18 protein-coding genes are annotated in these 13,218 nt (G+C 56.7%); 1 reads left to right on the top strand and 17 read right to left on the bottom strand.

The genetic code is table 11. From position 1 onward, the window contains the following. Positions 1-32: 32 nt before the first annotated feature. On the top strand, positions 33-2,867 hold the full coding sequence (gene uvrA / locus EIY72_RS22340) for an excinuclease ABC subunit UvrA (RefSeq protein ID WP_093229686.1): 2,835 nt from the start codon (positions 33-35) through the stop codon (positions 2,865-2,867). Between the two features lie 66 nt (positions 2,868-2,933). Here uvrA and bfr read toward each other — a convergent pair whose 3' ends face one another. The 17 genes from bfr to rplE all read right to left on the bottom strand — a co-directional run bounded on the left by bfr (position 2,934) and on the right by rplE (position 13,201). Beyond that, positions 2,934-3,398 (bottom strand): bacterioferritin, encoded by a 465-nt coding sequence (gene bfr, locus EIY72_RS22335; protein WP_093229683.1) that lies wholly within the window; start codon positions 3,396-3,398, stop codon positions 2,934-2,936. 148 nt (positions 3,399-3,546) lie between these two features. After that, the gene (locus EIY72_RS22330) at positions 3,547-5,001 is read right to left on the bottom strand and encodes a catalase (protein WP_093229680.1); all 1,455 of its coding nucleotides are present in this window, start codon (positions 4,999-5,001) and stop codon (positions 3,547-3,549) included. Positions 5,002-5,240: 239 nt separating this feature from the next. Next, on the bottom strand, positions 5,241-5,627 hold the full coding sequence (gene rplQ / locus EIY72_RS22325; RefSeq protein ID WP_007970429.1) for a 50S ribosomal protein L17: 387 nt from the start codon (positions 5,625-5,627) through the stop codon (positions 5,241-5,243). A gap of 42 nt (positions 5,628-5,669) precedes the next feature. Next, positions 5,670-6,671, bottom strand: coding sequence for a DNA-directed RNA polymerase subunit alpha (locus EIY72_RS22320; protein ID WP_007970428.1), 1,002 nt, complete (start codon positions 6,669-6,671; stop codon positions 5,670-5,672). A gap of 22 nt (positions 6,672-6,693) precedes the next feature. Then, positions 6,694-7,314, bottom strand: a complete 621-nt coding sequence (gene rpsD / locus EIY72_RS22315) for a 30S ribosomal protein S4 (protein WP_003176404.1) — start codon at positions 7,312-7,314, stop codon at positions 6,694-6,696. An 18-nt stretch (positions 7,315-7,332) separates the two neighbouring features. Beyond that, on the bottom strand, positions 7,333-7,722 hold the full coding sequence (rpsK, locus tag EIY72_RS22310) for a 30S ribosomal protein S11 (protein WP_002555466.1): 390 nt from the start codon (positions 7,720-7,722) through the stop codon (positions 7,333-7,335). A gap of 30 nt (positions 7,723-7,752) precedes the next feature. Next, the gene (gene rpsM / locus EIY72_RS22305; protein WP_009045849.1) at positions 7,753-8,109 is read right to left on the bottom strand and encodes a 30S ribosomal protein S13; all 357 of its coding nucleotides are present in this window, start codon (positions 8,107-8,109) and stop codon (positions 7,753-7,755) included. 130 nt (positions 8,110-8,239) lie between these two features. Continuing rightward, positions 8,240-8,356: a 50S ribosomal protein L36 gene (gene rpmJ, locus EIY72_RS22300; protein WP_002555468.1), complete on the bottom strand. Its 117-nt coding sequence runs from the start codon at positions 8,354-8,356 to the stop codon at positions 8,240-8,242. Positions 8,357-8,380: 24 nt separating this feature from the next. Beyond that, positions 8,381-9,709: a preprotein translocase subunit SecY gene (secY, locus tag EIY72_RS22295; RefSeq protein WP_003228718.1), complete on the bottom strand. Its 1,329-nt coding sequence runs from the start codon at positions 9,707-9,709 to the stop codon at positions 8,381-8,383. Then, positions 9,710-10,147, bottom strand: a complete 438-nt coding sequence (gene rplO, locus EIY72_RS22290) for a 50S ribosomal protein L15 (RefSeq protein WP_003228720.1) — start codon at positions 10,145-10,147, stop codon at positions 9,710-9,712. Positions 10,148-10,150: 3 nt separating this feature from the next. Then, positions 10,151-10,327 (bottom strand): 50S ribosomal protein L30, encoded by a 177-nt coding sequence (gene rpmD, locus EIY72_RS22285; RefSeq protein ID WP_003176408.1) that lies wholly within the window; start codon positions 10,325-10,327, stop codon positions 10,151-10,153. A 2-nt stretch (positions 10,328-10,329) separates the two neighbouring features. Beyond that, a complete protein-coding gene (rpsE, locus tag EIY72_RS22280; protein WP_003186035.1) occupies positions 10,330-10,830 on the bottom strand; it encodes a 30S ribosomal protein S5 in 501 nt (166 codons plus the stop codon). 3 nt (positions 10,831-10,833) lie between these two features. Next, on the bottom strand, positions 10,834-11,184 hold the full coding sequence (gene rplR / locus EIY72_RS22275; protein WP_003186037.1) for a 50S ribosomal protein L18: 351 nt from the start codon (positions 11,182-11,184) through the stop codon (positions 10,834-10,836). A 10-nt stretch (positions 11,185-11,194) separates the two neighbouring features. Then, a complete protein-coding gene (gene rplF / locus EIY72_RS22270; protein ID WP_003176412.1) occupies positions 11,195-11,728 on the bottom strand; it encodes a 50S ribosomal protein L6 in 534 nt (177 codons plus the stop codon). Positions 11,729-11,740: 12 nt separating this feature from the next. After that, complete coding sequence (gene rpsH / locus EIY72_RS22265; RefSeq protein WP_008065722.1) at positions 11,741-12,133, bottom strand: 30S ribosomal protein S8; 393 nt, start codon at positions 12,131-12,133, stop codon at positions 11,741-11,743. Positions 12,134-12,342: 209 nt separating this feature from the next. Beyond that, the gene (rpsN, locus tag EIY72_RS22260; RefSeq protein ID WP_003176414.1) at positions 12,343-12,648 is read right to left on the bottom strand and encodes a 30S ribosomal protein S14; all 306 of its coding nucleotides are present in this window, start codon (positions 12,646-12,648) and stop codon (positions 12,343-12,345) included. A gap of 13 nt (positions 12,649-12,661) precedes the next feature. Next, the gene (rplE, locus tag EIY72_RS22255; RefSeq protein WP_003210069.1) at positions 12,662-13,201 is read right to left on the bottom strand and encodes a 50S ribosomal protein L5; all 540 of its coding nucleotides are present in this window, start codon (positions 13,199-13,201) and stop codon (positions 12,662-12,664) included. Positions 13,202-13,218: the final 17 nt, after the last annotated feature.

The raw sequence follows: 13,218 nt of genomic DNA, 5'->3' as shown, positions 1-13,218 counted from the left end.
TACGTTTTCGACGCCCGCCGAGCGAGGCCACTTTGGACAAGATCCTGATTCGTGGGGCCCGAACCCACAACCTGAAAAACATCGACCTGACCCTGCCACGGGACAAGCTGATCGTTATCACCGGCCTGTCCGGCTCCGGCAAGTCGTCCCTGGCGTTCGACACACTGTATGCCGAAGGCCAGCGTCGCTATGTCGAATCGCTGTCGGCCTACGCCCGGCAATTCCTGTCGATGATGGAAAAGCCCGACGTCGACACCATCGAAGGCCTGTCGCCGGCGATCTCCATCGAACAGAAGTCGACCTCGCACAACCCGCGCTCGACGGTCGGTACCATCACCGAAATCTACGATTACCTGCGCCTGCTGTATGCCCGTGTCGGTATTCCTCGCTGCCCGGATCACGATATTCCGCTGGAAGCACAAACCGTCAGCCAGATGGTCGACCTGGTCCTCGCGCAACCGGAAGGCAGCAAGCTGATGTTGCTGGCGCCGGTGATCCGCGAGCGCAAGGGCGAGCACCTGTCGGTCTTCGAAGAGCTGCGCGCCCAGGGCTTCGTGCGTGCGCGAATCAACGGCAAGCTGTACGAACTGGACGAAGCGCCCAAGCTCGACAAGCAGAAGAAACACACCATTGATGTAGTGGTCGACCGCTTCAAGGTCCGCGCCGATCTGCAACAACGTCTGGCCGAATCCTTCGAGACCGCCCTGAAACTGGCGGACGGCATCGCCCTGGTCGCGCCGATGGACGACGAGCCGGGCGAAGAGATGATCTTCTCCGCGCGGTTCGCCTGCCCGATCTGCGGCCATGCCATCAGCGAGCTGGAGCCGAAGCTGTTCTCCTTCAACAACCCGGCCGGCGCCTGCCCGACCTGCGACGGTTTGGGGGTGAAGCAGTTCTTTGATATCAAGCGCCTGGTCAATGGCGAGCTGACCCTGGCGGAAGGGGCGATTCGCGGCTGGGACCGGCGCAACGTCTATTACTTCCAGATGCTCGGCTCACTGGCTGCGCACTACAAATTCAGCCTGGAAGTGCCGTTCAATGAGCTGTCGGCCGACCAGCAGAAGCACATTCTGCATGGCAGCGGTTCGCAGAACGTCGACTTCAAATACCTGAATGACCGTGGTGACATCGTCAAGCGCTCGCACCCCTTCGAAGGCATCGTGCCGAACCTGGAGCGACGCTACCGCGAAACCGAATCGGCGTCGGTGCGTGAAGAGTTGGCCAAGTTCCTCAGTACCCAGTCCTGCCCGGACTGCCGCGGCACCCGCCTGCGCCGGGAAGCGCGGCATGTGTGGGTCGGCGAAAAAACCCTGCCGGCAGTGACCAACCTGCCGATCGGCGATGCGTCGGAATATTTCGGCGAACTCAAGCTCACCGGCCGTCGCGGCGAAATTGCCGACAAGATTCTCAAGGAAATCCGCGAACGCCTGCAGTTCCTGGTCAACGTCGGTCTCGACTACCTGTCGCTGGATCGCAGCGCCGACACCCTGTCTGGCGGCGAGGCACAGCGTATTCGTCTGGCCAGCCAGATCGGTGCCGGTCTTGTCGGCGTCCTCTACATCCTCGACGAACCGTCCATCGGCTTGCACCAGCGCGATAACGATCGCTTGCTGGGCACTCTCAAGCACCTGCGGGACATCGGCAACACGGTCATCGTCGTCGAACACGATGAGGACGCGATCCGCCTGGCCGACTATGTCGTGGACATCGGCCCGGGTGCCGGCGTGCATGGCGGGCATATCGTTGCCGAAGGTACGCCGGCAGAAGTGATGGCTCATCCAGACTCACTGACCGGCAAATACCTGTCGGGCCGCGTCAAGATCGAAGTGCCGGCCAAGCGTACGCCACGCAACAAGAAGCTGACCCTGTCGCTCAAGGGCGCTCGTGGCAACAACTTGCGCAATGTCGATCTGGAGATTCCAATCGGCCTGCTGACCTGCGTCACCGGGGTCTCCGGTTCGGGCAAATCGACGCTGATCAACAACACCCTCTTCCCGTTGAGCGCGACTGCACTCAACGGCGCAACGACGCTGGAAGCAGCGGCCCACGACAGCATCAAGGGCCTGGAGCACCTGGACAAGGTCGTCGACATCGACCAGAGCCCGATCGGCCGCACGCCGCGATCGAACCCGGCGACCTACACCGGGCTGTTCACGCCGATCCGTGAGCTGTTTGCCGGCGTACCGGAATCCCGCTCACGGGGTTATGGCCCGGGCCGTTTCTCCTTCAACGTCAAGGGCGGGCGCTGCGAGGCCTGCCAGGGCGATGGCCTGATCAAGGTGGAGATGCACTTCCTGCCGGACATCTACGTGCCGTGTGATGTGTGCAAGAGCAAGCGCTACAACCGCGAAACCCTTGAGATCAAATACAAGGGCAAGAGCATCCACGAAACCCTTGAGATGACCATCGAGGAGGCGCGGGAGTTCTTTGATGCGGTGCCGGCGCTGGCACGCAAGCTTCAGACGCTGATGGACGTCGGCCTGTCGTACATCAAGCTCGGTCAGTCGGCGACCACCCTGTCCGGGGGTGAAGCGCAACGGGTGAAGCTATCTCGCGAGCTGTCCAAGCGCGATACCGGCAAGACCCTGTACATCCTCGACGAGCCGACCACCGGCCTGCATTTTGCGGATATCCAGCAACTGCTCGACGTCTTGCATCGACTGCGCGACCACGGCAACACGGTTGTGGTTATCGAGCACAACCTGGACGTGATCAAGACTGCCGACTGGTTGGTGGATCTGGGTCCAGAGGGCGGCTCCAAAGGCGGGCAGATCATTGCTGTCGGCACCCCGGAAGAGGTGTCCGAAATGAAGCAGTCCCACACCGGCTTCTACCTCAAACCGCTGCTTGAGCGCGATCGCGCTTAACCGCCGGCAATGAAAAAGCCCCTGTCACTTCATCAGTGACAGGGGCTTGTTTTTATCCCGCAGCGATCAGGCGTGGGATTGCAGGTAGTTCTCGAGACCGATCAGCTTGATCAGGCCCAACTGCTTTTCCAGCCAGTAGGTGTGGTCTTCTTCAGTGTCGTTCAGCTGTACACGCAGAATTTCGCGGCTGACGTAGTCGCCGTGCTTCTCGCACAGCTCGATGCCTTTGCACAGTGCGGCACGCACCTGGTATTCCAGGCGCAGGTCAGCTTCGAGCATCTCCGGCACGGTAGTGCCGACATCAACATCGTCAGGGCGCATGCGTGGCGTGCCTTCCAGCATCAGAATCCGACGCATCAGCGCATCCGCGTGCCCTGCTTCTTCTTCCATCTCGTGGTTGATTCGTTCGTAGAGCTTGGTGAAACCCCAGTCCTCATACATCCGCGAGTGGACGAAATATTGATCACGTGCGGCCAGCTCGCCGGTCAGCAACGTGTTGAGGTAATCGATAACGTCTGGGTGGCCTTGCATCGCCCTACATCTCCCTGCTTGAAAGTTGTAGTTTGAACCAACCTGCCCGGATCGTCACTCGCCATACGCAATAAAAGCGAAGATATTCTGAGAAAAGCAGCCGAAATAACGCAAAAACCGCCCAGATAAGGGCGGTTCTGCTTCTCATTTAGACTTCGTTAAGCTGTACGTTGAGCAGCTTTGCGATTGCTTCTCCATACGCCGGATCGGCCTTGTGGAAATGCTGCAATTGACGGTCGACCACGTCACTCGATACACCCGCCATTGCTCCGGCAATGTTGCTGACCAACAGTGCCTTCTGCTCGTCAGACATCAAACGGAACAGGGCACCGGCGTGGCTGTAGTAATCGGTGTCTTCGCGATGATCGTAACGGCCAGCCGCGCCGCTCAGTGCCAACGCCGGTTCAGCGTAACGAGGCGCCTGCTTTGGCGACTCGATGTAGCTGTTCGGTTCATAGTTGGGCGCTGCACCACCATTACTGCCAAAGGCCATCGAGCCATCACGCTGATAGGTGTTGACCGGGCTACGAGGCGCATTCACCGGCAGTTGCTGGTGATTGGTGCCAACGCGGTAGCGATGGGCGTCCGCATAGGCAAACACGCGGCCCTGCAGCATGCGGTCGGGTGAAAGACCGACACCCGGCACCATGTTGCTTGGACCAAACGCAGCCTGTTCAACCTCGGCAAAGTAGTTCTGCGGGTTACGGTTGAGTTCCAGCTCACCGACTTCAATCAACGGGAATTCCTTTTGCGACCAAGTCTTGGTCACGTCGAACGGGTTCTCGTAATGAGCTTCGGCCTGGGCTTCAGTCATGATCTGGATGCACACGCGCCATTTCGGGAAATCGCCGCGCTCAATGGCCTCGAACAGATCGCGCTGGGCGTAGTCCGGATCAGTACCGGCCAAACGGGCGGCCTCGGCCGGAGCCAGGTTCTTGATGCCTTGCTGGGTCTTGTAGTGCCATTTCACCCAGTGCCGCTCACCTTGAGCGCTGATCAGGCTGTAAGTGTGACTGCCGAAGCCGTGCATGTGGCGATAGCCGTCAGGAATGCCCCGATCGGAAAACAGGATGGTGACCTGGTGCAGCGCCTCAGGCGAGTGAGACCAGAAGTCCCACATCATCTGCGCACTTTTCAGATTGCTTTGCGGCAGGCGTTTCTGGGTGTGGATAAAGTCCGGAAACTTAAGTGGGTCGCGGATGAAAAACACCGGGGTGTTGTTACCCACAATGTCCCAGTTACCTTCTTCGGTGTAGAACTTCAGGGCAAAGCCCCTTGGGTCGCGCTCGGTGTCAGCCGAGCCGCGCTCACCGCCAACCGTGGAAAAGCGCAGGAAGGTCGGGGTTTGCTTGCCGACAGCTTCAAACAGTTTGGCGCTGGTGTACTGGCTGATGTCGCGGGTGACCGTGAAGGTACCGTAGGCGCCCGAACCTTTCGCATGTACGCGACGCTCTGGAATGTTTTCACGGTTGAAGTGTGCAAGCTTTTCGATCAGGTGAAAGTCGTCGAGCAGCAATGGGCCGCGAGGACCTGCAGAGCGGGAATTCTGGTTATCGGCTACAGGAGCACCACTGGCGGTGGTGAGCGTCGTGTTCTGGCTCATGTGATCGTCCTTCCTCTATTGATCTTCAACTGCCGGCTAATCGGCTGAGAAGGAGTATTGATCATCAATATGACGCCTACAAATTCATTAACTCGCATGCATCGATAGAAAATTACTAATGACAAACTCCGATCACATCATGACCCGAGGAAGCACGACACCGCTTGTATGAACGATGCTTTTGTTGCGGACACAAAAAACCGGGCACTGGGCCCGGTTCTTTGTTTCAGACTGACGTCTTACTCGGCAGAAACAGCTTCGCCGGCAGTAGCACGATCAACCAACTCGACGTACGCCATAGGCGCGTTGTCGCCAGCGCGGAAACCGCACTTGAGGATGCGCAGGTAGCCACCCTCACGGGTAGCGTAACGCTTGCCCAGGTCGTTGAAGAGCTTACCAACGATAGCTTTCGAACGAGTACGGTCGAAAGCCAAACGGCGGTTAGCAACGCTGTCTGTCTTGGCCAAAGTGATCAGCGGCTCGGCAACGCGGCGCAGTTCTTTAGCTTTTGGCAGAGTAGTTTTGATCAGCTCGTGCTCGAACAGCGACACCGCCATGTTTTGGAACATGGCCTTGCGGTGCGAGCTGGTGCGGCTCAGGTGACGACCACTTTTACGATGACGCATGGTTCATTCCTTACCAAACACTACGTTCGGTGATTACGACGATCAGGCAGTCGCCTTGTCGTCCTTCTTAAGACTTGCAGGCGGCCAGTTGTCGAGGCGCATGCCGAGGGACAGACCGCGGGAGGCCAGAACGTCCTTGATTTCAGTCAAGGATTTCTTGCCCAGGTTCGGAGTCTTCAACAGCTCTACTTCGGTACGCTGAATCAGGTCGCCGATGTAGTAGATGTTTTCCGCCTTAAGGCAGTTAGCCGAACGTACAGTCAGTTCCAGATCGTCAACCGGGCGAAGCAGGATCGGATCGATCTCGTCTTCCTGCTCGACAACCACTGGCTCACTGTCACCTTTGAGGTCGACGAACGCAGCCAACTGCTGTTGCAGGATGGTTGCAGCGCGACGGATAGCCTCTTCAGGATCCAGGGTACCGTTGGTTTCCAGATCAATAACCAGCTTGTCCAGGTTAGTACGCTGTTCGACACGGGCGTTTTCCACCACGTATGCGATACGGCGAACCGGGCTGAACGAAGAGTCAAGCTGCAAGCGACCAATGCTGCGGCTTTCGTCTTCATCGCTCTGACGCGAGTCGGCCGGTTCATAACCACGACCACGAGCTACTACGAGCTTCATGTTCAGGGCGCCGTTAGACGCCAGGTTAGCGATTACGTGATCGGGATTAACGATCTCGACATCATGATCCAGCTGAATATCGGCAGCGGTAACCACCCCCGAACCCTTCTTCGACAAGGTCAGCGTAACTTCGTCACGGCCGTGCAGCTTGATAGCCAGACCTTTAAGGTTCAACAGGATTTCAATTACGTCTTCCTGTACACCTTCGATGGCGCTGTACTCGTGGAGCACACCGTCAATCTCGGCCTCGACTACTGCGCAGCCGGGCATTGAGGACAACAGGATGCGGCGCAGCGCGTTGCCCAGGGTGTGGCCGAAACCACGCTCGAGAGGCTCGAGAGTGATCTTGGCGCGGGTTGGACTGACAACCTGCACATCAATGTGGCGGGGTGTCAGGAACTCATTTACCGAAATCTGCATGGATGCACCTATTTTCTAGCCCTTACTTGGAGTAGAGCTCGACAATCAGGCTTTCGTTGATGTCGGCGGACAGATCACTGCGAGCAGGAACGTTCTTGAAAACGCCCGACTTCTTCTCAGTGTCTACTTCTACCCACTCTACGCGGCCACGTTGAGCACACAGATCGAGAGCTTGGACAATGCGAAGTTGATTTTTTGCTTTCTCGCGAACAGCGACCACGTCACCAGCACGAACCTGGTAGGACGGAACGTTAACGGTCTGACCGTTTACGCTGATCGACTTGTGCGATACCAGCTGACGGGATTCGGCACGAGTCGAACCAAAGCCCATACGGTATACCACGTTGTCCAGACGGCATTCGAGCAGTTGCAGCAGGTTTTCACCGGTTGCGCCTTTCTTGCCAGCAGCTTCTTTGTAGTAGCCGCTGAATTGACGCTCGAGAACGCCGTAGATACGACGGACTTTCTGCTTTTCACGCAGCTGGGTGCCGTAGTCGGACTGACGACCGCGGCGCTGGCCGTGGATGCCAGGTGCTGCTTCAATGTTGCACTTCGATTCGATCGCGCGCACGCCGCTCTTCAGGAAGAGATCGGTGCCTTCGCGACGAGCGAGTTTGCATTTTGGACCAATGTAACGAGCCATTCTTTACAATCTCCTGGATTACACGCGGCGCTTCTTCGGCGGACGGCACCCGTTGTGCGGGATTGGCGTCACGTCGGTGATGCTGGCGATCTTGTAGCCACAGCCGTTCAAAGCGCGGACTGCGGATTCACGACCTGGACCTGGGCCCTTGACGTTGACGTCGAGGTTTTTCAGGCCGTATTCCAGCGCAGCTTGACCAGCACGTTCAGCAGCTACTTGAGCAGCAAACGGGGTGGACTTGCGGGAACCGCGGAAACCCGAACCACCGGAGGTAGCCCAGGAAAGAGCGTTACCTTGACGGTCGGTAATGGTCACGATGGTGTTGTTAAAAGATGCATGGATGTGGGCGATGCCATCAACCACTGTCTTTTTAACTTTTTTACGAGGACGAGCAGCAGGTTTTGCCATGATTAAATTCCTGTCGATTCGCTGGGGCGATTACTTGCGGATCGGCTTACGCGGACCTTTACGGGTACGCGCGTTGGTCTTGGTACGCTGACCGCGTACTGGAAGACCGCGACGATGACGCAGACCGCGATAGCAACCGAGGTCCATCAAGCGCTTGATTTTCATGTTGATTTCGCGACGCAGGTCACCTTCAGTGGTGAACTTCGCCACTTCGCCACGCAGCTGTTCAATTTGCTCGTCGCTCAGATCTTTGATCTTTGCTGCTGGGTTTACCCCAGTCTCTGCACAAATTTTCTGTGCAGTAGTGCGACCAACACCATAGATGTAGGTCAGCGAGATAACAGTATGCTTGTTATCTGGAATGTTAACGCCTGCAATACGGGCCATTCAGTGGGACTCCAATTGACAGCTACCTACGCCCCGGAAGCCAAGAAATAGGGCGCGAGATAATATCGCTGTAATAACAAATAATCAACCCGGTAGCGCACTAGCTACCGGGCTTGAAGCACAATCACACTCAGCCTTGGCGCTGTTTGTGACGCGGTTCCGCGCTGCAAATTACTCGAACAACACCTTCGCGGCGAATAATCTTGCAGTTACGGCACAGCTTTTTCACCGATGCACGAACTTTCATCACCAACTCCTCGAACCTTATGGATTAGCGCAGCATGCCGCTGCCGTAACCCTTCAGGTTGGCTTTCTTCATCAGGGATTCGTACTGGTGCGAAACGAGGTGCGATTGTACTTGGGACATGAAGTCCATCACAACCACGACGACGATCAGCAACGAGGTCCCGCCAAGGTAGAACGGAACGTTGGCTGCAACCACCAGGAACTGGGGCAGCAGGCACACGGCCGTCATGTAAAGAGCACCGAACATGGTCAAGCGGGTCAGAACGCCATCAATGTAGCGCGCAGACTGCTCACCTGGACGGATGCCCGGAATAAAGGCACCGGACTTCTTCAGGTTTTCCGCTACGTCTTTCGGATTGAACATCAACGCCGTATAGAAGAAGCAGAAGAAAATAATCCCTGCACTAAACAGCAGAATATTCAACGGCTGACCAGGAGCGATCGACTGCGAGATGTCCTGCAACCAGCCCATACCTTCAGACTGGCCGAACCAGGCACCCAACGAAGCCGGGAACAGCAAAATGCTGCTCGCGAAAATAGCCGGAATAACACCGGCCATGTTCACCTTCAGCGGCAAGTGGCTAGTCTGCGCAGCGAAGACCTTGCGGCCCTGCTGACGCTTGGCGTAGTGAACAGCAATACGACGCTGACCACGCTCAATGAACACCACGAAACCGATAATCGCTACTGCCAGCAAACCGATGGCAACCAGGGCGAAGATGTTGATATCACCCTGACGTGCAGACTCGAAAGACTGCCCGATCGCTCTCGGAAGACCGGCGACGATACCCGAAAAAATCAACATCGAGATACCGTTGCCAACACCACGCTCAGTAATCTGCTCACCCAGCCACATCATGAACATCGCACCAGCCACAAACGTGGATACCGCGACGAAATGGAAGCCAAAGTCACCAGTGAACGCAACGCCCTGCCCCGCCAGACCAATGGACATGCCAATGGCCTGGACGAGAGCGAGGACGACAGTGCCGTAGCGGGTGTACTGGCTGATCTTGCGACGGCCAGCTTCACCTTCCTTCTTCAACTGCTCCAGCTGCGGGCTGACGGCGGTCATCAGTTGCATGATGATCGATGCCGAAATGTACGGCATGATCCCCAGTGCAAAGATGCTCATCCGCTCCAGCGCGCCGCCGGAAAACATGTTGAACAAGCTAAGAATGGTCCCCTCATTCTGTCGAAACAGGTCCGCGAGTCGGTCCGGGTTGATACCTGGAACCGGGATGTGTGCGCCTATTCGGTAGACGATAATCGCCAGGAACAGAAAACGCAGACGAGCCCAGAGTTCAGACATACCGCCTTTGCCGAGCGCAGAGAGAGCACCTTGCTTAGCCATTTATTCCTCGAACTTGCCGCCAGCTGCTTCGATAGCCGCACGCGCACCTTTGGTGGCGCCGATTCCCTTTCCGATGGTAACAGCGCGAGTCACTTCGCCGGACAGCATGATTTTCACACGCTGAACGTTGACGTTGATCACGTTGGCATCTTTCAGAGACTGCACGGTGACGATGTCGCCTTCCACTTTAGCCAGCTCGGACAGACGCACTTCTGCGCGGTCCATGGCCTTCAGGGAAACGAAACCGAACTTCGGCAGGCGACGATGCAGCGGCTGTTGACCGCCTTCAAAGCCTGGAGCAATGGTGCCACCGGAGCGGGAAGTCTGACCTTTGTGACCACGGCCACCAGTCTTACCCAAACCACTACCGATACCACGGCCCGGACGATGCTTTTCGCGACGGGAACCCGGCGCTGGACTCAGATCATTGAGTTTCATCGATTAACCCTCGACACGCAGCATGTAGTAAGCCTTGTTGATCATCCCGCGATTCTCGGGAGTATCCTGGACTTCTACAGTGTGACCGATGCGACGCAGACCCAGACCCTTAACGCACAGTTTGTGGTTAGGGATGCGGCCGGTCATGCTTTTGATCAGCGTAACTTTAACGGTAGCCATGATCAGAAGATCTCCTTGACGCTTTTGCCACGCTTGGCGGCAATGGATTCAGGAGACTGCATAGCCTTCAAACCTTTGAAAGTGGCGTGAACCACGTTTACCGGGTTAGTCGAGCCGTAGCACTTGGCCAGAACGTTCTGAACGCCAGCAACTTCGAGAACGGCACGCATAGCGCCGCCAGCGATGATACCGGTACCTTCAGAAGCAGGCTGCATGTACACCTTCGAAGCGCCGTGAGCGGACTTCATTGCGTACTGCAGAGTGGTGCCGTTCAGATCAACCTGGATCATGTTGCGGCGAGCAGCTTCCATTGCCTTCTGGATCGCAGCAGGCACTTCACGCGACTTGCCACGGCCGAAGCCAACACGGCCCTTACCATCACCAACCACGGTCAACGCGGTGAAAGTGAAGATACGGCCGCCTTTAACGGTTTTGGCTACGCGGTTAACTTGAACCAGCTTCTCGATGTAGCCTTCGTCGCGCTTTTGGTCGTTATTTGACATAACTTAGAACTCCAGCCCAGCTTCACGAGCAGCATCAGCCAGCGCTTTAACGCGGCCGTGGTACTTGAAGCCAGAGCGGTCGAAAGCCACCTGCGAGACGCCAGCGGCCTTAGCACGCGTAGCGACCAGCTGGCCAACCTTAGTGGCCGCGTCGATGTTGCCAGTGGCGCCATCACGCAGTTCTTTATCCAAAGTCGAGGCGCTTGCCAGGACTTTGTTGCCGTCGGCCGAAATGACCTGGGCGTAGATGTGCTGCGAAGAGCGGAACACGCAGAGACGCACGACTTCGAGTTCGTGCATTTTCAGGCGTGCTTTGCGAGCGCGACGCAGTCGAGTAACTTTTTTGTCGGTCATTTGCTATGCCCTACTTCTTCTTGGCTTCTTTACGACGGACGACTTCGTCCGCGTAGCGCACACCTTTGCCTTTGTACGGCTCTGGTGGACGGAAGTCGCGGATCTCGGCGGCCACTTGACCTACCAGCTGCTTGTCGATGCCCTTGATCAGGATATCGGTCTGGCTAGGAGTCTCAGCGGTGATGCCTTCCGGCAGTTCGTAATCCACTGGGTGCGAGAAGCCAAGAGCCAGGTTCAGCACTGTGCCTTTTGCTTGCGCTTTGTAACCAACACCGACCAGCTGGAGCTTGCGCTCGAAGCCTTGGCTTACGCCTTGGACCATGTTGTTTACCAACGCACGAGTGGTACCAGCCATTGCGCGAGTCTGCTGATCGCCATTGCGAGCAGCGAAACGCAGCTCACCAGCTTCTTCAACGATCTCAACGGACGAATGGATGTTCAGTTCGAGAGTGCCCTTGGCACCCTTCACCGAAAGCTGTTGGCCTGCGAATTTTACTTCGACACCGGCTGGCAGCTTAACGGGGTTCTTAGCGACGCGAGACATGCTTATCCCCCCTTAGAACACAGTGCAAAGAACTTCGCCGCCGACACCGGCAGCGCGCGCAGCACGATCAGTCATCACACCCTTGTTGGTGGAGACGATAGACACACCGAGACCGCCACGTACTTTTGGCAGATCATCGACGGACTTGTACTGACGCAGGCCTGGACGGCTAACGCGCTTCACTTCTTCGATAACCGGACGGCCTTCGAAGTACTTCAGCTCGATGGACAGCAGTGGTTTGGTTTCGCTGCTGATCTGATAACCCGCAATGTAACCTTCGTCCTTCAGGACTTTGGCAACAGCTACCTTCAACGTGGAAGATGGCATGCTTACGACGGACTTTTCAGCCATCTGGGCATTACGGATACGAGTTAGCATGTCCGCTAACGGGTCCTGCATACTCATGGGCTAGACGCTCCTAATACAAAAAAATTAGCCTTGCGGCTATTACGTGTCGCCGAGAATCTCCGGGCATGAAAAACACGGGCTCAGGCGAGCCGGGTATTCTAGACACACACCAGAAATGAATCAAGCCCCAAAAGGGGCTTGATCCAGATTCAAGGCCACCGGTGGTCAGGATCTTGCGAACCTGAACACCAGGACTTTGACAGTACTTACCAGCTGGCTTTAACCAGACCCGGTACGTCACCACGCATTGCCGCTTCACGCAGTTTGTTACGGCCGAGGCCGAACTTGCGGTAAACGCCGTGTGGACGACCGGTCAGGCGGCAGCGGTTACGCATGCGCGAAGCGCTTGCGTCACGTGGCTGCTTCTGCAGAGCTACTGTAGCTTCCCAACGCGCTTCTGGACTTGCGTTCAGATCAACGATGATTGCTTTCAGTGCTGCACGCTTCTTGGCGTACTTGGCAACCGTGAGCTGACGCTTCAGCTCGCGGTTTTTCATGCTCATCTTGGCCATGGTCCTACTCCAATCAGTTGCGGAACGGGAATTTGAACGCACGCAGCAGAGCGCGGCCTTCATCATCGTTCTTGGCAGTGGTGGTCAGGGTGATGTCCAGACCGCGGAGAGCATCGATCTTGTCGTAGTCGATTTCCGGGAAGATGATCTGCTCTTTCACGCCCATGCTGTAGTTGCCACGACCATCGAAGGACTTGGCATTCAGGCCGCGGAAGTCGCGAACCCGAGGCAGGGAGATCGACAGCAGACGATCCAGGAACTCGTACATACGCTCACGGCGCAGAGTCACTTTGACGCCGATCGGCCAACCTTCACGGACTTTAAAGCCAGCGATGGATTTGCGAGCGTAGGTCACAACGACTTTCTGGCCGGTGATCTTTTCCAGGTCAGCAACAGCGTGCTCGATGACTTTTTTGTCGCCGATCGCTTCGCCCAGACCCATGTTCAGGGTGATTTTGGTAACGCGCGGAACTTCCATCACGTTCGAAAGCTTAAGTTCTTCCTTAAGTTTCGGAGCGATTTCCTTCCGGTAAATCTCTTTTAGTCGTGCCATGGTCTTCTACCTAGCAG

Source organism: Pseudomonas vancouverensis (genome assembly GCF_004348895.1).
GTDB lineage: Bacteria > Pseudomonadota > Gammaproteobacteria > Pseudomonadales > Pseudomonadaceae > Aquipseudomonas > Aquipseudomonas vancouverensis.
Note: the sequence above shows the minus strand (reverse complement) of the source record. Positions and strands in the feature narration are given on the sequence as shown.